The following is a 20,474-nucleotide window of genomic DNA, read 5'->3' as shown; positions in this document are numbered from 1 at the left end:
TTTGTTTAAATTAAAGAATCGCGCACAAATACGCCGACTCCTTTTGGTGCATGCGCCACAACTTTTGAACCTGACTCATTAACCGTCACCCAGCCCAGCCCTGAAAAAACAATATCCGTTTTTTCATTTTTTATTGTAAATTCATGTGCAACCAGTTCAGGAAACTCATCCATTTGCTCTGGGCGCGGCGGCTGAAGCAGTTCACCTGCTTGCTTTTCATACAACTCATCTGCTTTTTCAAGCTTCGTACGATGGATATGCAAATCGTTCGATACATAACATGTTAATGACTTGCGGCCCCCCTGTACATAATCTAAGCGCGCCAGTCCTCCGAAGTATAACGTTTGCCCTTCATTTAGCTGATAAACCTTCGGCTTTATTTCTTTTTTAGGAGAAATCAGCTTTAAGTCTCGTTTATCTACATAGTGAGCCATTTGATGGTGATTAATAATACCAGGCGTATCATATAGAGATGCGCCGTTATCAAGCGGGATATCAATCATATCCAGCGTTGTGCCCGGATATTGAGATGTAGTAATAATATCTTTTTCTCCCGTTACTTCTTTAATAATGGCATTAATAAATGTTGATTTACCAACGTTTGTACATCCCACAACATATACATCTTTACCTTCGCGATAATGTTCAATGGCTTCGGCAATTTCTCGAATTCCTTGTCCTTTTTGCGCACTCATGAGGAACACATCCACTGATTTTAGCCCAAGCTCTTTCGCTTCTCGCTTCATCCAATGAATTAGTTTATTTTTCTTTATAGACTTTGGCAGTAAATCTGCCTTATTTCCCACTAAAAGGACCTTGTTATTTCCAACAAATCGATGCAAACCAGGTAACCAGCTGCCGTTAAAGTCAAAGATATCTACAACTTTTACAACTAAACCGTCCGTTTGACCAATTCCATTTAAGATTTTTAAAAAATCATCATCTGTTAAGGAAACATCTTGTACTTCATTATAATGCTTCAAGCGAAAGCATCGCTGGCAAATAATAGCTTCTTTTTCTAGTGCTGATTTTGGAGCATAACCAAGTTCATTTGGTCGTTCTGTTTGAATCTCCACTCCGCATCCTACGCACTGTAATTTTTCTTCACTCACGTTTTAATCCTCCCAGTTAATCATACCTTTTCGTTTCATCCAGCCTAGAATTCTTCGTTCCATTTTACGGTTAAATTTCGTTACAAATCCATCTGTTTGCGCAACTGGTACAACCAAAACCGTATATACGCCGAGACGATTTCCTCCTAATACATCCGTTAAAAGCTGGTCACCAATCACTACAACCTCATCTTTTTGCAGCTCCATATCACGAAGAGCTCTTCTAAATGCTTTACGCATCGGTTTGCGTGCTTTATATACAAATGGAAGTCCAACTGGATCTGAAAACAGCTTGACTCGTTTCTCCACATTATTCGATACAATCGTAATTTTAATTCCACTATCTTTCATTAACTGAAACCACTCAATTAATTCCGGAGTGGCATCAGGGCGATCCCATTCCACCAACGTGTTATCTAAGTCGGTAATAATTCCTTTTATTCCGCGCTCTTTCAAATCGTCTGGCTTAATTTGAAACACGTTTTTCACATGTTCATTTGGTAAAAAAAGTTTCAACACGTATCATGCACCTCGAATATATAGTTACATACTAAAATTAACGCCGTCTATCATTATAACGACTTCTTGTTATTTTCCAACCTAAAATTTTATTCTCTTCAAAAACAGGTCTTTTCTTAGTATAAAGGATATGCCTTGTGAATGCTTTAACTTTATACAGAAAGTTATTGACAAAAGGTAGCAAACCTCTATTTGTTCGTAGGCTTACGATATATTCACCCTCTGCAAACTTAAAATAAAAAATAGTGCAGAAAACGTTTATTACTGATCAAATAGGGTAAGTGGTAAACAAATTCTGTTAAAAGTTTTCGACAAAAAATGATAAGCCTAATTATGTGGATAAGTTTATACACATTATCCTCTGTTATAGTTCAGCAATTAATGGTAATTATAAACAACATACCCACATTTTATCCACCGAAAGCTGTGGATAACAGAACGATTGTTCCTTTATTTGATTCATGTTAGATTATAAATAAGGAATTTATTAGCATTTAAATATAACTTTTTAGGATATTTATTTTAGTAGGAGGTGGCGGCAATCTTATGAGAAAATTATCAGATGAGCTGCTTATTGAATCATACAGCAAAGCAACCGAACTGCAATTAAGCCCTGATTTTATAAAATTAATTGAAGAGGAAATTGAAAGAAGATCATTAAAGATTAGCATACAAATTCCTTCTTAACGAATAAAAGAGCCTTCTTAATAAAAGAAAGCTGCATCTTCATTTATCTATCTACTCTTTTATTATATAGGCTCTATTTTTTCAAATGAGCAATTGGTTCTCCATACTTTACATAAGAACCTGAGTGGACGTTAGAATCAAAAGTGATTGAGTTCTTCTCAAATAATAAAATGACAGTCGAACCAAACGTGAAGTAAGCCATTTCTTCCCCTTTTTCGACTACTTCTTTTTTAGAAACCGCTTCAATGCTGTTGATAAACATGGCTCCTACTTTTACCATCAGCATGTGACCATTTTCAAATGTTAACTCCGTGAGCTTCCGGAAATTTTTCACCAGCGGTTCTTTTCCGTACTTGATTCCTAATGAATTTACTGGATAAGACTTTTGTCCAACGGTCCACGTATTCCCCACTTGGGCTTTAAGAGGACTGTGAATACGATGATAGTCTTTCGGACTAAGATAGAGAATAATAAACTGTCCCTCTATATATTTTTCAAGAATGAGATCATTTGAAACCATTTCCTGTATAGAATAAGGTTTGTTTTTTACAATCATTTCTTTTTGAGGCGTAATGACTCCATATGCTTCTATCTTTGCATCTACAGGACTGACAACGCTGTCTTTCTGCTGGTCGACCGGACGGGCAGAAGGATTCAAACGGCGAATAAATAGCTCGTGTAAGTTTTGATAGTGATGCAGAGGCTTGTCCATTTCTTCTTTATTTACTTTAAAAACTTTTGTATAGGAGGGTATAACAAACCGACTCCATTTAGAAAAAGTGAATTTCCGAATGAGCTTCGATGATCCTTGATGATTCGTAAGCTCAATAAACGTTCGATACAGGTGCTGCAACAATAATTTTACCTCCACATACTGAATAGTTCTTTACTAGAATAAGGTTTGCGTCTACAATGAAATTACCATTATTTTTACCTTTAGTTCATTCCATCCTTTAAAGGAGTGAGGAAATTGTTTTTATTAGACTATCTAGATCATACAATTAAAAAGCTGAGATCCCAAGCGGCAAACTCCTTAACGATTGTTAATTTAAGTTTAGGAAGCTTTGCTATTTTATTTGTCATGAAAAATGAATTGAACTTAAGTTTATTACTGATTTTTTTAGCAGCGTTAGCAGACCGATTCGACGGCATGGTAGCCAGAAAGCTGCAAATTGAATCTGAACTTGGAAAACAACTGGACTCCATGTGCGATATTATATCATTTGGCATCGCTCCAGCTCTACTACTTTATCAAAGTATTTTGTCTCACTTTGGTGCTGCAGGTTCAATTGTTACCATCTGTTACATTGCTTGCGGAGCACTTCGTCTTGCTCGCTTTAACATCACAGAAAATACTGGGTATTTTACAGGGCTCCCTATTACCGCAGCAGGTTGTTTATTAACTCTTAGCTACTTGGGCGTCCCTTATTTGCCTTCACACTTTTATATGTTTTTAATTATCGTACTCGCTTGCTTGATGATTAGTACTTTCAAGCTAAAAAAAGTGTAGAGCTCCATTTACTTTTGCAGAGGAATATTATCGTCTTGCTTCTTTTCTTAATTATAGAATAAATCATCTTCTTTAAGAAACAAAGCGAAAATTCCTTAAGAATTCTTAAGAATGAATGGTTCTATTCGGTAGGATATGTCATCTAAAAAAACTCATGCACATGCATGAGTTTTTTTTAACACCAGCAGCTAAAAAACCAATAGAAGCTTCCGAAAATTAATAACAGGACAAACAGAACAATCAACAATCCAAGTCCCCAGCCGAAGCCTCCTCCACATGGGTAAGCTGGATAATTAGGATAACAGCAGCCTCCGTAACCGTACATATTTTCCCTCCTTACACTATGAACTACTACTAGCGTATGTACATACTTTTTCTCTGTATAGGCTGGTAACTATCTATAAAGAAAAATCTGTGGACTTTTTCAAACTCTCTTGTCCCCGGGGGGAATTTTAAACGTACAGGCAAAGACATCCTTCTTTTTACATATAGTGTAATGTTAGTCTCTCACAAGTTGATATCCCCTTATGGAGGTGAAGAGATGTCTGCATTATTTACCGCACTAGGCTATTTCTTTAAAGAATTGGTTTTCCTTGTTTCCTACGTAAAAAACAATGCCTTTCCTCAACCCTTGTCTGCTGCTGAAGAAAAGAGATATTTATCTTTAATGGAACAAGGAGATCAAGAAGCGCGAAACCTTCTTATCGAACACAATCTCCGGCTCGTTGCGCATATTGTTAAAAAGTTTGAAAACACGGGAGAGGATGCGGAAGATTTAATTTCAATTGGGACAATCGGTTTAATTAAAGCAATCGAAAGTTATTCGCAAGGAAAAGGAACAAAATTAGCTACTTATGCCGCACGATGTATTGAAAATGAAATATTGATGCACTTGCGAGCGCTCAAAAAAACAAAAAAAGATGTGTCTCTGCATGATCCAATTGGCCAGGATAAAGAAGGAAATGAAACCAGTTTGATTGATGTATTAAAATCAGAATCAGACGATGTAATTGATATGATTCAACTAAATATGGAATTAGAAAAAATAAAAGAATACATCGATATTCTCGATGATCGGGAAAAGGAAGTAATTGTTGGTCGCTTCGGTTTGGATCTGCAGGATGAAAAAACCCAGCGAGAAATTGCAAAAGAATTAAATATTTCAAGAAGTTATGTTTCGCGAATTGAAAAGCGAGCGCTGATGAAAATGTTTCACGAATTTTACAGAGCCGAAAAAGAGAAAAAAAAGAGCGGAAAGAAGGAGAATTAATCCTTCTTTCCGCTCTTTTTTTAAAATAATTTCCAAATAATAATCCGTAGCAAACACATCATTACTCCCCCTACTAATCATTTAGGTGGAATCTTTCTCCACAAGCAGCCATACAACGATATATCCTTTTTGATTAATCATCATTCATCCACTCCTTTCCACTGTTCAAATTAGAAATGACGGTAAAACTCATACTTGCGGTCTTTTATTTCTTCTTCTAATTGTCTTACATACTGTTCATGCTTAATTTCTGCCTCAGAGTATTGACGAGACTTTATGGTAATAGTTAAAAAGAAAATGTTCAGTGTCATTACAATCACCTCCTTATACACAAAAAAGCCACAGTAATGCATAAGCATCCTGTGGCTGAAAAATAATAAAAACCACAGGGCTACTATTCGCACCTGTGGTGAATTAACGTGTTTTAATGATCAAAGTAAGAAAGTTACTTGATACAGGAACACGGCCGAATAGTATACGTATATAGACGATTTTTGAACATAGTTGAAACTGGATGACCCATAACTGATAAACGTCTTAACATATGACTCGACCTCCTTTTAATAAAGTATTTTCCTTACAATGGTAATTATATCCACGGACTCATAAAAAGTAAACTGTTTTTTTGAAAAATAGGGAATTTTTTTATTTTTTTCAACCCTCATAAAAAAAAGACGATGTATGATCGTCTTTTTATATCTATTATTCTTTTTCTTTCATTAGTTCTTTTTTCAGTTTTTTAGTTTGATAACTAAAATAAAAGGCAAGGGCGGCAAAAAGAATAACGATGGCTTCCATTATTCCAAGCTGCATATCACTTTTTTCACCTTGGCCAATCATAACACCAATGTACAAGAATGTACTTACGGCTAGAAGGACGTAAATAAAGCGGCTGTAATCTTCAATTTTTGCTTTGATGCTTTGAGCTTTCATACAATCACCTTCTCAGTAGAATGTTATAACTCTACTCTATCATAGATCTATATGTCTATAAAAATCCTATTTTTACCACCCTCATTTCAATGCCTCTTCTAAGTCTTCAATTAAATCTTCTACATCTTCAAGGCCTACAGAAATACGAATTAATCCATCTGTAATTCCTAGCTCTTTACGTCGGTCGCTCGGTATAGAAGCATGAGTCATTTTAGAAGGAATGGAAATAAGGCTTTCAATGGCTCCTAAACTTTCTGCTAATGTAAAATACTTCACTTTGCTCAGTACTTGTTCCGCTTTCTCTTCGCTTCCCACATCAAAAGAAACCATTCCTCCAAAACCTCTTGCCTGCTTTTTAGCAATGAGGTGGTTTGGATGGGTTTTTAATCCTGGATAATATACTTTTGTAACAGCAGGATGAGCAAGTAAAAATTCTACTATTTTCCCAGTGTTGAATTCATGTTCTTCCATTCGTATTCCTAATGTTTTAATCCCCCTCATCAAAAGCCAAGAATCTTGGGGCCCTAAAACGCCTCCAGTCGCATTTTGAATAAAATGAAGGTCTTCTGCCAATTTAGACGAATTCACAACGGCTAGCCCTGCTACAACGTCACTGTGGCCGCCTAGATACTTAGTTGCACTGTGCAGAACGATATCCGCACCTTTTTCGATAGGGTTTTGCCAATACGGGGTACTGAATGTGTTATCAACGATGGTAAGTAAATGATGCTGTTTAGCTACTGAAGAAGCCTGCTGCAAGTCAGTAATTTTTAGGAGAGGATTCGTGGGAGTCTCGATATAAATAGCTTTTGTGTTGGGGCGAATTTCTTTCTTAATATTTTCGATGTCGCTTGTATCAATAAAAGTAGCTTCAATGCCAATACGGCTCAGCACTTTTGTAATCACTCGGTACGTTCCTCCGTAAACGTCATCTGTAATTAGCACATGATCTCCGCTGTTAAACAGCATGAATACAGCAGTAGTAGCTGCCATACCAGATCCAAACGCAAACCCAGCATATCCTCCTTCAATTTCTTTGATAAGTTCTTCTAAGGCGTGTCGTGTAGGGTTACCGGTTCTAGAATATTCGTATCCCGTATGTTTCCCAGCTCCCTCTTGTTTATAAGTGCTCACTTGATAAATAGGAACAGAGACAGCACCCGTCTGTTCATCGCCAACAATTCCACCATGAATTAACTGTGTTTTACGTTTCATCTTATCTTCCTCCACTGTAAATATTTTTACTTAAGTACCGTTCGCTGCTATCGGGAAAAATAGTGACAATATGAGCGCCTTTTTCTGCATTTTTTGCTTCGAGCAGGGCTGCTTCGAAGGCTGCTCCTGAAGAGCTCCCTACTAGTAACCCTTCTTTTAAAGCCAGCTCTTTCACTCTTTGAAAAGCATAAACATCTTCAACAGTATGAATAGCATTAAAATAAGACCGCTCCATATAATCAGGGATGAACTCCATTCCAATTCCTTCAGTTAAGTGAGGGCCGGATTTCCCTCCGTTTAAAATCGAACCTTCTGGCTCAACAATGACTGTTTTTAGAGAAGGATTTTTTTCTTTCAAAAATTTTGCTGTACCCATAAATGTTCCACCTGTACCTGCTCCAGCTACAAACACGTCGATTTTTCCATCAAGCTGTTCATATATTTCTGGCCCTAAGGTTTTGTAATAAGTCATAGGATTAGCCGGATTAGCAAACTGCTGAGGACAATAAGAACCAGGTATTTCACGCAGCAGCTCTTGAGCCTTGTTTATAGCACCTTTCATACCAGCTTCAGTAGGTGTTTGAACCACCGTTGCCCCCAAAGCCTTCATAAGCTGCTGTTTTTCAATACTGAATTTTTCTGGAACACATAGTATAACGTTTATTTCGTGCTGAAGAGCAGCTAAAGCCAGCCCAATCCCCGTATTTCCAGCAGTAGGCTCAACCACCGTTCCGCCTCGATTCAGTCTTCCAGAGCTAAGAGCTTCTTTCAGCAGTTCTTTTCCTAAACGATCTTTTACACTTCCTCCTGGATTAACATATTCCAGTTTAGCAAATATCCTGATTTCTCTGGGTAAATCAAATTGTGTAATCTCAATCATAGGTGTGTTTCCAATCAATTCATGAACGTTTTTGGCTACCTTCATAAGCTTGAACACCTCGCTATCGAATAATATAACTTAACCTATAAATAAAGTCGGAATTAAGGTAAAAATATAGTCTACACCCCATGTTATGATAAACGATGCAGAGTGTAGACGAAAACAAACTCTATATTTTACGAACAGCTTATTTTAATTTTGTAATAAAATTCAATACTAATTTCGTTGAATTAACAGCTGCTTTTTCTAAAAATTGCTCAAAAGAAACATTTGATTCTTTGCCGGCGATGTCAGAAAGAGCACGAAGAATAACAAACGGTACGCCAAATTGATAGCATACTTGAGCAACAGCCGCCGCTTCCATTTCAGCTGCATACAGGTCTGGAAACTTAGAGCGAACAAACTCTACGCGCACAGGATCGTTCATGAACGAATCACCTGTAGCAATTAGCCCTTTTACAATTTTCATATCCGTTACTTCAAGAGCGCTTTCTTCAGCAAGACGAACTAGTTTTTCATCTGCTTTAAAAGCTGCAGGCAAGTTTGGTACTTGACCGTATTCATAGTTGAATACCGTTACATCTACATCATGATGACGAACTTCTGTTGAAATAACCGCATCTCCTACGTTTAACTCCGGATGGAAGCCGCCTGCTGATCCTGTATTAATAACGTAATCAGGTTTGAACTTCTCTAGTAAGATGGCTGTAGATAACGCAGCATTTACTTTTCCAATACCTGATTTTAATAATACAACCTCCACACCGCTGATTGTTCCTGTCGAGTATTCACATCCTGCGATTACTGTTTCTTGACGATTTTCAATTTTATCGCGTAAAATCGTCACTTCTTCTTCCATTGCTCCAATGATTGCTACTTTCATTTTAAAACCTCTTTCTACTATTGTTTCGTTGCCTCCAATACCCACACAAAGTGATTAAATTGTGTAAAGGTTATGTGAAAACCATTGCTTTCAAAGATTTGCTTTAAGACGGGAATCGTTGTATAGTATTCCCTCTCTAGATCTTCTGCTAGTTGCGTATACCCTTTTTGTTTTGCCTGAACAATGGTATCAGCAAATGAATCTGCTGTTTCAAACATTGTATCAGCAAACACTATTTTACCACCGGTTTGAAGTAACTTTCCATAGTTTATCACAGCTTCTTCTTTTTCTTTATCTGTTAAATGATGAAAAGCATACGTACTAACTAAGCTCTCTGCTGGAAACAATGATGTATCAAATTGTAAAAAGTCTCCTGGTGTGACTAAAACATCTGCCCCTAATTTCTGGTGTGCCAATTGTCTCATTGGTACTGAAGGTTCAATTCCTACTACAGTCAGTTCTTTTTCTAACAGTTTTTTTGTTAAGTTTCCAGTCCCTGTTCCAAATTCTATCACATGCCCTATTGAACGGTCTGCTACATACTCTAAGATTTCATTATAATTGCGAAACACTTCTCTATACTGTTCATCTTTCCCGCTTACCGATGCATCATACTCATTCGCCCACTTTTCAAAGATATCTAAAAACTCTAACCCCATAAAAAACGCCTCCTTATAACTAATAATTCTTATGGATATAGTATGTTTTTAGCTATCGTTTGTTCTTCATTTACAAATTATTTTAAGCTTTTAACTTTCTATTTGCTATACTATATGAGGTAAGGAGGTCGTAAGATGAATTTTGAATTTGAAATGATTGAAGATAAAATAGAATTTTTTGAAGCGCCTGATGTTAAAATGCTTGAGAAACAAATTGCGGAAAAAATTGATCAAAATAAAGCGATTTTGCTTGAGGTTCATAGCGTATCTCATCAAATGTCTGTGGACTATGAACAAGGTAAAAAACTGTACTCTGCGGTTGTTCATTTCAAATTAAAAAAGCAGCGCTAGCGCGCTGCTTTTCTTATTGAAGCTTATCCACTACTGCGGGCTTCCAGCCTTCTCCATCTACCCATTCAATTTGAACGCGGTATTTTGTTGATGAGTTGCCTTTAGGACTAACCGTAGCTACCGCTTTACCTACGCCACCGTTATTCCCTAAACGCCATACGGTCATATTGCTTGGGCTAATGCCTGACCCTTCGCCTACAGCTTTTAGCATTTCGTTCCAATCCGTTGATCCTTTTTTATAAGTTGCTGCAGGTGCATCTTGTGACGTACCTACTGAATCCCATGAAGGATCTACCTTGCGTTCTGCCACGCCAGGCTCTGGATTTTTCTCTACTTCAGCCTGTGAATCTGAGTCATTTGATTCTTCATCTGTTGCTTGATCATCTTCAGAGCTTTGGTCATCTTCAGAACTTTGATCGTCCGTTGCTTGATCATCTGTTGCTTGATCATCTTTCGAAGAATCATCGTCTTTTTTAGCCGTCTTGTCCGTTTTTTGGTCATTTGTTTGCGGATTGTTTTGAGTTGTTTCCGCTTGGTTATCCGATTTATCCTTGTTTCCAAGAATCATCGTACCACCGACAAATACAATTAAAACTGCTACGACAGCAATTAACAGATTATATAATCGGTTTACTTTTTTTTCTTTGTTTTCGTGTCTTGAAGAACGATTGTTATTCATTGCTACAATTTCCTCCAACTTTTATAATGCTTTATTCTAACATGTGTTTTCTTATACATGAAGCATCAAAATTTATTTGAAGTATATTTGTAATATTTTTTACAAATTCTTCTTGTTTTAACGTGTATTTAAGTCATACATCCCTTTAACAATATCATAAAATACGCTGTTTGTGGGAGATATCGCACTTTTTGTATTTAAATCCACTACTACCATTGCATATTTTGGATCATCTGCAGGAAAGTAACCCGCAAACCATTTATTGACGATATCTTCTTTCACATTGATTTCAGCAGTTCCTGACTTTCCTGCCACTTCATAAGGAAGCGTTTGAAATCTTCTTCCTGTTCCTTTTTCGCTCTGTACGACACCTTTTAAAAGCTGTTGCATAGAAGCAGCTGTGGCTTTATTAATGGTATCTCCTTTTAGCTCGTGCTCTTTAAACGTATACAATGACGTGTTGTTTTTATACTCTAGTGCATCTACAGCTTTTACCTGTTTCTTTTCTCCTCCGCGTGCAATTGTCGCCATCATATTTGCTACTGCAAGCGGGGTCACTTTTACATCAAGCTGTCCAATTGCCGTTTGAGCTACAGCATTTGGTACTTTCTTTTCTCTTTCATTTGTCCAAACTCTTCCCGATTTTTCTCCTAAAAACTGCTTAAAATGTTCAAAGTGAAACACATCACCCGTCCATCCTACAGGCTGAATAAGCCCTAACTTATCGGCATATTGTTCAAGGATATTCGGATTAGATATTATCATTTCTTTTGCTAGCTGTGCAAACGTTGCATTACAACTTTGCGCGAAGCTTTCTTCAAACGTCAGCTGCCCTTTTTGATGATCTTCTTCTACATTATTGCCATAAATACTTTTATCACAGTTATAGGTAAAAGAAGGCTGAATTTTATTTTGTTCAAGCGCTGCAGCTGCTGTTATGGTTTTAAATATAGATCCAGGAGTTTGTGGCGTCAGCAAACGATTTTCTACGCTGTCTGAACCATTTTGCTTTTTAAATGGATCTTTCTTATTAATCGAAGGCCTGCTGGCCATCGCAATTACTTTATTGTTTTTTATATCAATTAAGACGGCTCCTCCGTCTTTTAACTTATAATGATTTAATGTATTCTCTACTAGCTCCTGAGCAGACAAATCAAGCGTCGTACGCACACTGACTGGATAATACGGGTTAGCTGTGCCCGTGTATTTTACATCGATGCCAAACATAGGCCCACCTAGGCGATCAACATGATAAAGGAGCTTAGACTCCTGTTCCGGCAGCAAAAACTCGTCAAAAGCCCTCTGCATCCCTGAGATACCTACAGGCGTAGTTGATTTAATTGCTCCATTTTTTAATTTGTCACTATACTTCTCTTCAATTATTTGTTTGCTTTGTGCCTCTAGTCCGATTAAATGTTCAGCAAGAGGAACTGGACGCTCATCTTTTAGAGGAATTCCAAATACGCCAGGTACCTTTAATGCATTTATTTTTTCGACTTGTGCATGGGATAATTCTTTTGTAATAACAACCGGTGTTTTAGCATTCGCTAGTCTGTTCGTTAGTTCCTTTGGTTGCATTCCCACGATTTCACTTACTTGCTGAACAGGCCACTTCATTTTTTCTAAAAATGGAAACAGGACTAAGCGATTATGGGTGATAGATGTTAAAGACTGTCCATTTTTATCTTCAAATTTTCCTCGACCGTCATCTACCACCATTTCCTGAGTACGCTGTTTTACGCTTCCTTCAATTAAGTTAATCTTTTTGTCAGTAAAAGATTCTGTGCTGACAAGCTGAAGTTGAACAAGCCGTGCTCCCAGTCCACTAATTAATAATAAAATAAAAATAAGAGTAATATAAATTCGCTTGTGAATTATTTTCATGACTACACCTCACTCTTTACAAGTGTCGACGTTGCCATTACTTTTAAAACCATTATCTTAAGAAATATTCATTCTTTTTTTCGTTTCACAAAAAAACTTGCTGATTCAGCAAGTTTTTATTATTAATTTTCTGTTAAAAATTGTTGAGTTGTTCTTAGCTTTCCTATTTTCGGAAAGATGTAAGAAAGAGTTGCTTCATGCTCTTCTTTTGTAAATGTCGCCATGGCATCCGTGATAAAAATTTGGTTATACCCATACTGAAATGCTTCACGAGCTGTGCTTTCCACACCAATATTTGTTGCAATTCCGCAAAGGACAATTGTATCAATTCCTCTTCGGCGAAGCTGAAGGTCTAAATCTGTCCCAAAAAAGGCTCCCCACTGACGTTTTGTCACAATATAATCATTCTCTTGAACATTAAGTCTTGGATCGAATTCCGCCCAGTCTGCAGGTCTTTCTTGAGGAGCAGATGGCTTTTGATCCGTTTCTGGCGTCAACGCATCTTTTCCATCTTGAAAATCTACTCGTACAAAACTAATAAATCCATTTTGTTCGCGGAAACGATTCACAAGCTGAACAGATTTCTCCACAATTTCGTCTCCTCCAATTGGAACAATCCCTTTTTGTAAATCAATTAAAACAAGCGCTGTTTTAGCAAAATCGATATCTTTCATTTTCATCTTTCCTTTCTTACATATCTTTTCTATTCTCTCCGCTTTTTAAAATCATATAAAAAAAGCTGACGCGTGTCAGCTTTTTTACTTACGAGCATTCAGTAGAACGCTTCCAACCAAATGTTTTACTTAACAGATACAATTTTCACTGACATATCTCCACCAGGAGTTTGAACAGTTACTTGATCTCCAATTTGTTTGCCCATTAGACTTTTAGCAATTGGCGAATCATTTGAAATTTTCCCTTCAAACGGATCTGCTTCTGCACTACCTACAATTGTATACGTTTCTTCGTCACCATCTGGCAGCTCTACAAATGTTACAGATTTACCTAATGATACAATAGAAGAGTTTTCTACATCTTCTTCAATAATTTTCGCATTGCGAATCATATTTTCAAGCGTCGTAATACGGCCTTCTACGAAAGCCTGCTCGTCTTTTGCAGAATCGTACTCAGAGTTCTCCGATAAATCTCCAAAACTGCGGGCGATTTTGATACGCTCTACAACTTCTTTACGTTTTACTGTTTTTAAATATTCTAGCTCTTGCTCTAGCTTTAGCTTTCCTTCTTCTGTCATTGGAAATACTTTTTCTTGTGCCATAATCCCTTCACTCCTTCTTGAACTCAAAATCTCTAGTGTATACAGTCCATTTCTGTATGTACAAAAAATTTTCCACTCTGTGGAAAAATCAGTTAATAGAGAAATGACAGCTTCAAAACAGAAGCTGCTCGTTTCTCTATTCTTTATAATGTTTGTGTTTAGTTAGCAGAATATGTCTGCATTGTCTTCAAAAAAATTCCTGCATCTATGCTATGTTATTATAAAATGGCATTTTGTTCAAGAATTGTTTGAATTTTAGTGACCATCAAGTCAATCGCTACGTGGTTTTGACCGCCTTCAGGAATGATAATATCTGCATAACGTTTTGTTGGTTCAACAAACTGATTATGCATCGGGCGAACGACAGATACGTATTGATCAACAACTGACTCAAGCGTACGCTCTCGTTCTTTAATATCACGAAGCATACGACGAATGATACGAAGATCCGCATCTGTATCTACGTATAGCTTGATATCCATTAAATTACGCAAGCGCTGATCTTCTAGTACAAGAATACCTTCTAAGATAATAACATCTTTTGGTTCTTCTCTAATTACCTTTTCAGAGCGCGTATGAATTGCGTAATCATATACCGGTTTGTCAATGCTCTCATAATTTAATAAGTTTTGCAAGTGTTCAATCAGCAAATCATTATCAAATGCTAAAGGATGATCGTAGTTTGTTTGCAAACGCTGTTCAAACGGTACATCGCTTTGATCTTTATAATAATAGTCTTGCTCAAGAAGCATAATAGAATGCCCTTTAAAATATTCATAAATAGCTTTGGTTACAGTTGTTTTACCAGAACCGGATCCACCAGCGATACCGATTACAACGGGCTTTTTCCCCATTTTATATTTAAATCCCCTTTCGCATCATGTTATATGAAAATAGAGGTTGGTCCACTTTAAATTTCACAATTTGCAGCGGATGACGCGCAGCATCTAGTTCATTGCCATCTTCGTCCCAAATTTTATCTATTTTTTGCGTAAAGTTTTTAATTTCCGGACCGAAAAATTCCACTTCTTCTCCCGGTTTAAAATAGTTACGCTGTTGCAATGTCACGATGCTTGTTTCTTCATCATAATTCAATACTAAACCAGCAAAATCAAATTTTGTTTTCTTGCCGTGTACGCCAAACATTTGCTCATCTACTCCAGGAACTCCTTCAAAAAAGGCAGGAGCCGTATCGCGGTTTGCACATTTGTCTAGCTCATCAAGCCATTCTTTTTGAATCACAAAATTCTCAGGATCTGCACAGTATGCGTCAATCACCTTGCGATACACGCTCACCACTGTTGCGATATAGTGAATCGACTTCATACGTCCTTCAATTTTTAAGCTATCAATACCCAGCTCAATCATTTGAGGGATAGATTGAATTAAATTTAAGTCTTTTGGACTCATTGCAAACGGATCGTCTTGCTCATCAAATAAAGCCGTTTCCGTTTTACCGTCTTCTACTTTAAATAAATCATAGTCCCAACGGCATGATTGACAGCAGCCTCCGCGGTTTGAATCACGCGCTGTCATATGGTTACTTAGCACGCAGCGGCCTGAATAGGCAATACACATCGCTCCGTGAATAAAAGCTTCAATTTCAATATCCACTTTTTCTTTCATTTCGCGCATTTCTTCAGCACCCGTTTCACGAGCAAGTACAACACGTTCTAATCCTTCTTCTTTCCAGAACTGAACGGCTTTCCAGTTTGAAAGTGATTGCTGCGTACTTAAATGTACTTCAAGCTTAGGTGCAACGCGTCGACAGGTTTCGATAATTAACGGATCAGCGACGATGATTCCAGAAACACCAGCGCGCTCTAATCCCATTAAATAATCTTCAAGTCCGTCCATATTTTCATTATGAGCAAAAATGTTTGTTGTAACATAAATACGTGCGCCGTATTTGTTTGCAAACTGAACACCTTCTGCCATTTCTTCAAATGTAAAGTTATCTGCATTTGAACGAAGGCCAAACTCTTTTCCTCCGATAAACACAGCATCTGCTCCATAGTGTACGGCAACTTTTAATTTTTCAAGGTTACCGGCTGGAGCTAACAACTCAGGCTTCTTAGTAATCACTCGTTTACCTTCTACTACAGTATCGATTTGAACAGCCATCGTTTGTACCTCCTTTGTTTATCTTTCTTTGCATGCTTTTTAATATACCGTTTCTTTAAAGAAAAACCCTGTGTCTAACGGACGGTTAATCGGCTGCAAGCTTTCAATTTCTTCTAACAAATCGTCTTTAACGTTTTCGTATTCTTCACGGTCATCTACACATAAATCAATCGCTTGACGATATTTTTTTGTTACTTCTAAAATATATTGCGGTGACTTTAATACGCCGTCAATTTTGAATACATCTACTTCAGCATCAATCATTTCGGAAAGCTCATCGATAATGCACATATCATTTGGACTCATAATGTGCGTTCCATTTTCATCTTCGAAAATTGGATACTTATTGTTTCGCTCATTATCAAGTAAAAACATATCTTTTTCCACTTTACGATTTTCAATTTCCATGACTTTTCCTTGATACTCAAAGTAGTTGCCAAGAAGTGAACGTTTTGATTGGAACATGCACGTCATGCCATGCACCTGAACTTCAATTTCTACTTCGGCTTTTTCTTTGATATCAATGATGCTATCCATGCTTAGCTCACGAGCAAGAACTGCGCGCTTAGCTCCTTTACGCCCCCAGTAGTTACATGAATACCAGTTTGTGCCCGTTGTTTCAGTACTCCAGTGCATCTTCATTTCTGGAGCTGTTTCACGCACTGCCATCAATACAGCAGGATCTCCAAATACAATCGCATCCACGCTTGCTTCTTTTAAGAATAAAATATATTCATTTAGTTCGGCGATTTTATCATTGTGAAATAATCCGTTCATCGCTACGTAGACTTTTGCATTATGCTGATGAGAAATATTTACAGCTTCTACGATATCTTCACGTTTGAATTCACCTGCTAAACGCAAACCGTAGCGCTGTTCACCAACCATAATAGCTGTTGCTCCAGCTTGTAGTAATGATTCGATTTCTGAAACTGCAGTTGGTGTCACTAATAGTTCTGGTTTTTTCATTCTTGGTCACCTCTTTTAATACTAATCGCGATTCCGTCTCCAATAGGGAGAATAGTTGTATAATAATCGGGATGATTCATCAGCCACGTATTGTATGCCTGAATTTTTTTAATTAAGCTGCGGCGTCGACGTGTTTCTACTTCGGCCAAATCGGTCGCTACGTGACCTTTAAATAGTACGTTATCCGAAATAATCATTCCTTTAGAAGACAGCATCGGCTCATAATGTTCAAAAAAACGCTGATACTGACCTTTAGCTGCATCAATAAACACTGCATCATAAGGACCATGACGTTCAATCTCATCTCTAAGCTCTAGTGCATCTCCAAACAACGACACAATTTTATCTTGTTTTCCCGCCCGTTCAATAAATTCTTGCGCTTTTTGGTAACGCTCTTCATTTCGTTCTACCGTAACCACTCGTGCCTCTGGAAGCGCATGGGTCATTCGAATAGACGAATATGCAATCGCTGTTCCAATTTCTAATATATGTTTTGGCTGATGAAGACGAAGAATTTGCAATAGCGTTTCAACACCAATCAATTCCATAATCGGAACGTGATGTTCTTTTGCATAAGCTTCCATTTCTTCAATAAGCTCCTGGCGCTTAGGAATAAGCTTTTCCACATACTGCTCTACGTTTTGTAAAAGCAAAACACTTCCTCCGTTCTCAGAAGTACATTTTACATTATGTTTTCATAACGTTTTATTACTGCAAAATAGTAAGACAACTAGTCTATTATAAGTTTTTTTCGTTTTTACGTAAACCCGATATATTTTAACATAAAAGATGGGGAATGCGAAGTATCGCGATTCCCCAATTTTAAATTTCCACTTATTTTTCGGTATTTTGCTTTTCTTTACCTGTAATATGCTTGGCTTTTTCTTTGTTATGTTCTTCTAACGTTTTGGTAAAAATAACTTTTCCTTCAGGTGTGGCCAAGAAGTATAAATAATCTGTATTGGCTGGATGTAACGCAGCTTTGATTGACATCAAACCAGAGCTGGCAATTGGTCCTGGAGGCAACCCTTTCACTTTATAAGTATTGTAAGGGGAGTCCACTTCTAAATGCTTATAGAACACGCGGTCTTTATGCTCTCCTAAGGCATATAAGACGGTTGGATCCGTTTGAAGAGGCATATTTTTTTCAAGGCGATTATAAAAGACGCTGGCAATTTTTTCTCGGTCGACTTTTGCAGTTGCTTCCTCTTCAATCAGAGAAGACATGGTTAACAATTTATGTGCACTGAATTTTTTCTTCTCCATTTGCCCACTGTACTGACCTAATACATTATTTGTTTTCCCTACCATTTTATCCAATATTTCATCTAACGACACATTTTTATCATAAAAATCATACGTAACGGGATATAAATAACCTTCTAGCGGATGTTTAATATCTTTTTGCATCACTTCATCCGTTACTAAATCTGGATATTTTTCTTTCATTTTATTGACGAATGCCTTATCGTCTAGCTTTTTCATGACTTCGTCTTTTGTAAACTTTGTATTTTTAGCAATGATATCAGCAATTTCGACAAGCTGACGTCCTTCTGGAATGGTGACACGAATATCCGGTTGTTTTGAAACCTCGCCTTTTTCCATTTTTTCAACCATTTCCCCTAAGCTCATGGAAGGAGAAAATAAATACGTTCCAGCTTGAAATCCAGACACATGGGTTAATTTTACGTAATAGCGAAATGCACTTTTACTTTTAATTAAATCTTCTTTTTGCAATACCGTACCAATCGATTGGACGGAAGAACCTTGTGGAATGGTCACATTTACTTTTTTATTGCTGTTTCGATCCACGGGCGTTAAGCGGGATTGAGCATAGAAAAATGCACCGCCAACTAGTAAAAGAAGTACGATAATTGTAATAAAAATAACTCGTTTTTTTCTTGAACGATTAGGTGGTAAAAATGTTTGTTGCGACAAGCAGCTTCCTGGTTAAATCTACTTCTGTAAAAGAAGATACAACCAGTTTCACCTCTTTTCTTCTTGATTTTTTATAAGTATGAACAGAGAGGAGACATGAGATTGCGATTCATTCGTATCGCCTATAGGTGTGAGATGGTATCGCTTCCTTAAACTCTCGCCTCTTCTAAAATTTTTCCATGATTTATGTTATTGTCTGCCCAAAGTCTAGTTTCATCCGTTCAAACAATGAATTCTTTTATTAAAATGCACTCTCACACGCAGGAATTATTATACTACAATTTATCTTATTTTTCGTCATTATCATACAATCTGCCCTAAGAATGCAAGGAAAAACCTTTTTATATCTAAAAAGAACAGCCGCTATGTAAAAAAAAGCTGATAACGATTGTCATCAGCTTTTTCACTATAATTATTCGCCTTCTTCGTCAAGGAATGTATTAACCATTTCCTCAACCATGTCCCACTCTTCTTCTGTTTCAATCGGTTGAAGCTCACCGTCTTGACCATCTTCACTTGGTGTGAAAGCAGATGCATGAATTTCAATTTCCTCTTCATCATCTTGGTCTGCTCCGATTGGATAGTAAATTACATATGATTTGTTATATTGATCAGAATCAAATGTGAATAAAATTTCGCATAGCTGCTCATTTCCATTCTCATCGACGATTGTAATTTTATTTTCTTCTACGCTCATGTTTGCACCTCATTTTATATTGTAAGCTCTTAGCTTAACTTTTTCTTCAGCGAAAAGCAAGCCGTTCAGTTATTTCACTTCCCTTTTACGTACAAAAGAATATGCAAAAGGGAAATTCATAACTTTTCAGCTGAGGCAAAGCCTGCTGCTTTTCTTACTGCTTGCTGTCTAAGTATCCTTGAAGAATCATAACAGCTGCCATTTTATCGATTACTTTTTTGCGTTTCTTGCGGCTTACATCGGCAGACAGCAGTACTCGCTCTGCTGCCATCGTCGACAAGCGCTCGTCCCACATCATCGTTTCAATGTTAAGTTTTTCTTTGACGTTGTCAGCAAACTCAATGCACGCTTCGCCTCGAGGGCCAATCGTACCATTCATATTTTTAGGAAGACCCACTACGATTTTCTCTACGGAATATTCGTCAATTAGTTGCTGTAAACGAGGATATGATTGCTCCATCTGCTCATCTGCAATTTTAATTGTTTCAATTCCTTGCGCTGTCCATCCCATTTCATCACTAACTGCCACACCAATTGTTTTGGTTCCTACATCTAATCCTAATACGCGCATTTATGAATCCTTTCGATGCTGTTGTAAATAAGATTTAACAAGTTCTTCAATGAGCTCGTCTCGCTCTAACTGGCGAATTGTGTTTCTCGCATCGTTATGACGAGGAATGTAAGCAGGGTCTCCTGATAACAAATACCCAACGATTTGGTTGATCGGGTTGTAGCCTTTTTCTTGCAGTGCGTCATAAACCGTAAACAATACTTCATGTACGTTTGTTTCAGCTGGCTCATCTTGAAAATTAAATTGCATGGTTTTATCAAATGAACTCACGGTCCCACCTCACTCTCTTAATTTGTGAACACATTGTGCACTATGCT

Annotated in this window: 26 protein-coding genes; 4 read left to right on the top strand and 22 right to left on the bottom strand. The window is 37.3% G+C overall.

The genetic code is table 11. The annotated features are described in order from the left end of the window. Positions 1-5: 5 nt before the first annotated feature. Both yqeH and ACFX4W_RS09100 read right to left on the bottom strand, forming a co-directional pair. On the bottom strand, positions 6-1,112 hold the full coding sequence (gene yqeH, locus ACFX4W_RS09105) for a ribosome biogenesis GTPase YqeH (protein WP_043976164.1): 1,107 nt from the start codon (positions 1,110-1,112) through the stop codon (positions 6-8). A gap of 3 nt (positions 1,113-1,115) precedes the next feature. Next, positions 1,116-1,628 (bottom strand): YqeG family HAD IIIA-type phosphatase, encoded by a 513-nt coding sequence (locus ACFX4W_RS09100; RefSeq protein WP_013059263.1) that lies wholly within the window; start codon positions 1,626-1,628, stop codon positions 1,116-1,118. A gap of 549 nt (positions 1,629-2,177) precedes the next feature. On the opposite strand from ACFX4W_RS09100, the gene ACFX4W_RS09095 reads away from it, so the two are divergent. Next, a complete protein-coding gene (locus tag ACFX4W_RS09095; protein WP_013059264.1) occupies positions 2,178-2,318 on the top strand; it encodes a sporulation histidine kinase inhibitor Sda in 141 nt (46 codons plus the stop codon). 73 nt (positions 2,319-2,391) lie between these two features. On the opposite strand, the gene ACFX4W_RS09090 is transcribed toward ACFX4W_RS09095, so the two are convergent. Further along, the gene (locus ACFX4W_RS09090; RefSeq protein WP_028410606.1) at positions 2,392-3,174 is read right to left on the bottom strand and encodes a phosphatidylserine decarboxylase; all 783 of its coding nucleotides are present in this window, start codon (positions 3,172-3,174) and stop codon (positions 2,392-2,394) included. Positions 3,175-3,288: 114 nt separating this feature from the next. Between ACFX4W_RS09090 and pssA the strand changes: the two genes are divergently transcribed. After that, the gene (gene pssA, locus ACFX4W_RS09085) at positions 3,289-3,828 is read left to right on the top strand and encodes a CDP-diacylglycerol--serine O-phosphatidyltransferase (protein ID WP_013059266.1); all 540 of its coding nucleotides are present in this window, start codon (positions 3,289-3,291) and stop codon (positions 3,826-3,828) included. Positions 3,829-4,003: 175 nt separating this feature from the next. Here the strand turns inward: pssA and ACFX4W_RS09080 are convergent, their stop codons facing one another. Next, entirely contained in the window at positions 4,004-4,153 is a 150-nt protein-coding gene (locus ACFX4W_RS09080; RefSeq protein ID WP_014458166.1) for a hypothetical protein, read from the bottom strand. Between the two features lie 216 nt (positions 4,154-4,369). On the opposite strand from ACFX4W_RS09080, the gene sigK reads away from it, so the two are divergent. After that, positions 4,370-5,098: an RNA polymerase sporulation sigma factor SigK gene (sigK, locus tag ACFX4W_RS09075; RefSeq protein ID WP_377559361.1), complete on the top strand. Its 729-nt coding sequence runs from the start codon at positions 4,370-4,372 to the stop codon at positions 5,096-5,098. A 170-nt stretch (positions 5,099-5,268) separates the two neighbouring features. On the opposite strand, the gene ACFX4W_RS09070 is transcribed toward sigK, so the two are convergent. The 6 genes from ACFX4W_RS09070 to ACFX4W_RS09045 all read right to left on the bottom strand — a co-directional run bounded on the left by ACFX4W_RS09070 (position 5,269) and on the right by ACFX4W_RS09045 (position 9,668). Continuing rightward, entirely contained in the window at positions 5,269-5,409 is a 141-nt protein-coding gene (locus tag ACFX4W_RS09070; RefSeq protein WP_013059269.1) for a YrzI family small protein, read from the bottom strand. Positions 5,410-5,800: 391 nt separating this feature from the next. After that, entirely contained in the window at positions 5,801-6,031 is a 231-nt protein-coding gene (locus tag ACFX4W_RS09065) for a YrhC family protein (protein WP_043976163.1), read from the bottom strand. Between the two features lie 81 nt (positions 6,032-6,112). Further along, positions 6,113-7,246: a bifunctional cystathionine gamma-lyase/homocysteine desulfhydrase gene (locus ACFX4W_RS09060; RefSeq protein ID WP_043976162.1), complete on the bottom strand. Its 1,134-nt coding sequence runs from the start codon at positions 7,244-7,246 to the stop codon at positions 6,113-6,115. A 1-nt stretch (position 7,247) separates the two neighbouring features. Beyond that, positions 7,248-8,171, bottom strand: a complete 924-nt coding sequence (locus ACFX4W_RS09055; RefSeq protein WP_043976161.1) for a PLP-dependent cysteine synthase family protein — start codon at positions 8,169-8,171, stop codon at positions 7,248-7,250. A gap of 142 nt (positions 8,172-8,313) precedes the next feature. Next, complete coding sequence (gene mtnN / locus ACFX4W_RS09050) at positions 8,314-9,009, bottom strand: 5'-methylthioadenosine/S-adenosylhomocysteine nucleosidase (RefSeq protein WP_028411671.1); 696 nt, start codon at positions 9,007-9,009, stop codon at positions 8,314-8,316. Between the two features lie 17 nt (positions 9,010-9,026). Then, on the bottom strand, positions 9,027-9,668 hold the full coding sequence (locus ACFX4W_RS09045; RefSeq protein ID WP_013059274.1) for a class I SAM-dependent methyltransferase: 642 nt from the start codon (positions 9,666-9,668) through the stop codon (positions 9,027-9,029). A gap of 135 nt (positions 9,669-9,803) precedes the next feature. Here ACFX4W_RS09045 and ACFX4W_RS09040 point away from each other — a divergent pair, with 135 nt between their 5' ends. Then, on the top strand, positions 9,804-10,019 hold the full coding sequence (locus ACFX4W_RS09040) for a DUF2536 family protein (protein WP_013085082.1): 216 nt from the start codon (positions 9,804-9,806) through the stop codon (positions 10,017-10,019). Between the two features lie 13 nt (positions 10,020-10,032). Here ACFX4W_RS09040 and ACFX4W_RS09035 read toward each other — a convergent pair whose 3' ends face one another. The 12 genes from ACFX4W_RS09035 to ACFX4W_RS08980 all read right to left on the bottom strand — a co-directional run bounded on the left by ACFX4W_RS09035 (position 10,033) and on the right by ACFX4W_RS08980 (position 20,427). Then, on the bottom strand, positions 10,033-10,698 hold the full coding sequence (locus ACFX4W_RS09035) for a YrrS family protein (RefSeq protein ID WP_013059276.1): 666 nt from the start codon (positions 10,696-10,698) through the stop codon (positions 10,033-10,035). A 117-nt stretch (positions 10,699-10,815) separates the two neighbouring features. Then, positions 10,816-12,582, bottom strand: coding sequence for a peptidoglycan D,D-transpeptidase FtsI family protein (locus tag ACFX4W_RS09030; RefSeq protein WP_043976159.1), 1,767 nt, complete (start codon positions 12,580-12,582; stop codon positions 10,816-10,818). Between the two features lie 122 nt (positions 12,583-12,704). Beyond that, positions 12,705-13,262 (bottom strand): isochorismatase family protein, encoded by a 558-nt coding sequence (locus ACFX4W_RS09025; protein WP_026106703.1) that lies wholly within the window; start codon positions 13,260-13,262, stop codon positions 12,705-12,707. A gap of 119 nt (positions 13,263-13,381) precedes the next feature. Then, a complete protein-coding gene (greA, locus tag ACFX4W_RS09020) occupies positions 13,382-13,858 on the bottom strand; it encodes a transcription elongation factor GreA (protein WP_013059279.1) in 477 nt (158 codons plus the stop codon). Positions 13,859-14,076: 218 nt separating this feature from the next. After that, positions 14,077-14,712 (bottom strand): uridine kinase, encoded by a 636-nt coding sequence (gene udk / locus ACFX4W_RS09015; RefSeq protein ID WP_013059280.1) that lies wholly within the window; start codon positions 14,710-14,712, stop codon positions 14,077-14,079. A gap of 7 nt (positions 14,713-14,719) precedes the next feature. Further along, positions 14,720-15,982, bottom strand: a complete 1,263-nt coding sequence (locus ACFX4W_RS09010) for a peptidase U32 family protein (RefSeq protein WP_013059281.1) — start codon at positions 15,980-15,982, stop codon at positions 14,720-14,722. Positions 15,983-16,021: 39 nt separating this feature from the next. Further along, positions 16,022-16,951, bottom strand: a complete 930-nt coding sequence (locus ACFX4W_RS09005) for a peptidase U32 family protein (protein ID WP_028410597.1) — start codon at positions 16,949-16,951, stop codon at positions 16,022-16,024. Further along, entirely contained in the window at positions 16,948-17,604 is a 657-nt protein-coding gene (locus ACFX4W_RS09000) for an O-methyltransferase (RefSeq protein WP_013059283.1), read from the bottom strand. Before ACFX4W_RS09000 ends, ACFX4W_RS09005 begins: the two co-directional genes overlap by 4 nt. Positions 17,605-17,785: 181 nt before the next feature. Continuing rightward, positions 17,786-18,889 carry an endolytic transglycosylase MltG gene (mltG, locus tag ACFX4W_RS08995; protein ID WP_013085087.1) on the bottom strand — a complete coding sequence of 368 codons (1,104 nt, stop codon included), beginning with the start codon at positions 18,887-18,889 and terminating at the stop codon, positions 17,786-17,788. Between the two features lie 412 nt (positions 18,890-19,301). Continuing rightward, complete coding sequence (locus tag ACFX4W_RS08990) at positions 19,302-19,586, bottom strand: DUF1292 domain-containing protein (protein ID WP_013059285.1); 285 nt, start codon at positions 19,584-19,586, stop codon at positions 19,302-19,304. A 154-nt stretch (positions 19,587-19,740) separates the two neighbouring features. Next, the gene (gene ruvX, locus ACFX4W_RS08985) at positions 19,741-20,157 is read right to left on the bottom strand and encodes a Holliday junction resolvase RuvX (protein ID WP_013059286.1); all 417 of its coding nucleotides are present in this window, start codon (positions 20,155-20,157) and stop codon (positions 19,741-19,743) included. Then, positions 20,158-20,427, bottom strand: coding sequence for an IreB family regulatory phosphoprotein (locus ACFX4W_RS08980; protein ID WP_013059287.1), 270 nt, complete (start codon positions 20,425-20,427; stop codon positions 20,158-20,160). Positions 20,428-20,474: the final 47 nt, after the last annotated feature.

It is taken from the genome of Priestia sp. YIM B13489 (genome assembly GCF_042787645.1).
GTDB classification, from domain to species: Bacteria; Bacillota; Bacilli; order Bacillales; family Bacillaceae_H; genus Priestia; species Priestia megaterium.
The sequence above is the reverse complement of the archived record's forward strand: the minus strand, read 5'-3'. Positions and strand labels throughout refer to the sequence as shown.

Excerpts from the sequence above, each read along its gene's own strand:
- ACFX4W_RS09095 (WP_013059264.1), top strand. The coding sequence starts at position 2,178 with ATGAGAAAATTATCAGATGAGCTGCTTATTGAATCATACAGCAAAGCA.
- ACFX4W_RS09080 (WP_014458166.1), bottom strand. The coding sequence starts at position 4,153 with ATGTACGGTTACGGAGGCTGCTGTTATCCTAATTATCCAGCTTACCCA.
- sigK (WP_377559361.1), top strand. The coding sequence starts at position 4,370 with ATGTCTGCATTATTTACCGCACTAGGCTATTTCTTTAAAGAATTGGTT.
- ACFX4W_RS09070 (WP_013059269.1), bottom strand. The coding sequence starts at position 5,409 with ATGACACTGAACATTTTCTTTTTAACTATTACCATAAAGTCTCGTCAA.
- ACFX4W_RS09065 (WP_043976163.1), bottom strand. The coding sequence starts at position 6,031 with ATGAAAGCTCAAAGCATCAAAGCAAAAATTGAAGATTACAGCCGCTTT.
- ACFX4W_RS09060 (WP_043976162.1), bottom strand. The coding sequence starts at position 7,246 with ATGAAACGTAAAACACAGTTAATTCATGGTGGAATTGTTGGCGATGAA.
- ACFX4W_RS09055 (WP_043976161.1), bottom strand. The coding sequence starts at position 8,171 with ATGAAGGTAGCCAAAAACGTTCATGAATTGATTGGAAACACACCTATG.
- mtnN (WP_028411671.1), bottom strand. The coding sequence starts at position 9,009 with ATGAAAGTAGCAATCATTGGAGCAATGGAAGAAGAAGTGACGATTTTA.
- ACFX4W_RS09045 (WP_013059274.1), bottom strand. The coding sequence starts at position 9,668 with ATGGGGTTAGAGTTTTTAGATATCTTTGAAAAGTGGGCGAATGAGTAT.
- ACFX4W_RS09040 (WP_013085082.1), top strand. The coding sequence starts at position 9,804 with ATGAATTTTGAATTTGAAATGATTGAAGATAAAATAGAATTTTTTGAA.
- ACFX4W_RS09035 (WP_013059276.1), bottom strand. The coding sequence starts at position 10,698 with ATGAATAACAATCGTTCTTCAAGACACGAAAACAAAGAAAAAAAAGTA.
- ACFX4W_RS09030 (WP_043976159.1), bottom strand. The coding sequence starts at position 12,582 with ATGAAAATAATTCACAAGCGAATTTATATTACTCTTATTTTTATTTTA.
- ACFX4W_RS09025 (WP_026106703.1), bottom strand. The coding sequence starts at position 13,262 with ATGAAAATGAAAGATATCGATTTTGCTAAAACAGCGCTTGTTTTAATT.
- greA (WP_013059279.1), bottom strand. The coding sequence starts at position 13,858 with ATGGCACAAGAAAAAGTATTTCCAATGACAGAAGAAGGAAAGCTAAAG.
- udk (WP_013059280.1), bottom strand. The coding sequence starts at position 14,712 with ATGGGGAAAAAGCCCGTTGTAATCGGTATCGCTGGTGGATCCGGTTCT.
- ACFX4W_RS09010 (WP_013059281.1), bottom strand. The coding sequence starts at position 15,982 with ATGGCTGTTCAAATCGATACTGTAGTAGAAGGTAAACGAGTGATTACT.
- ACFX4W_RS09005 (WP_028410597.1), bottom strand. The coding sequence starts at position 16,951 with ATGAAAAAACCAGAACTATTAGTGACACCAACTGCAGTTTCAGAAATC.
- ACFX4W_RS08990 (WP_013059285.1), bottom strand. The coding sequence starts at position 19,586 with ATGAGCGTAGAAGAAAATAAAATTACAATCGTCGATGAGAATGGAAAT.
- ruvX (WP_013059286.1), bottom strand. The coding sequence starts at position 20,157 with ATGCGCGTATTAGGATTAGATGTAGGAACCAAAACAATTGGTGTGGCA.